General features: G+C 67.9%; 1 protein-coding gene. It reads left to right on the forward strand.

The window, feature by feature from the left end; genetic code table 11:
• A partial coding sequence (locus tag LPA54_RS38910; protein WP_368857905.1) for an alpha/beta fold hydrolase occupies nt 1–127 on the forward strand: 127 nt, incomplete at its 5' end.
• Nucleotides 128–445 lie beyond the last annotated feature (318 nt).

Genomic DNA, 445 nt, shown 5'->3' on the forward strand with positions numbered 1-445 from the left:
GTACGTCGAAGCGCCGTACCGCTGGCGGCTGTTCGACGGGCTGGGGCACTTCCCGCACGAGGAGGACCCGGTGACCTTCTCGACCGAGCTGATCAACTGGCTGAAGGATCCCGAGCCTGACCGGTGACGGGCCGTGCAGCCGGCGCCCGGACGAATACGTTCCGCACCGCTCGCGCTCCGCTCCGCACCGTTCCCACCCCCTCCGCCTGAACACTTGTCCTACAAACGCCAATTGCCTGGCGCATAGGCCAATTGGCGGCCCCTCAGGCGGTTATGGACCTTGGAGCGGGGGCACACGTCCGGGTATGGGCTGGACGCACGAACTCAGTGACGCAAGCCGCAATCGCCGCTCGGCGAGCGGTGTGGGCTCCCACCAGCGAGGCGGTGCACCACAGATGGCAGCTACGGATCTCAGGGTCGGCATCCCGCGCATTCTCCGCCGCCG

Source organism: Streptomyces sp. DH12 (genome assembly GCF_020873895.1).
In the GTDB taxonomy this organism is placed as follows: Bacteria; Actinomycetota; Actinomycetes; order Streptomycetales; family Streptomycetaceae; genus Streptomyces.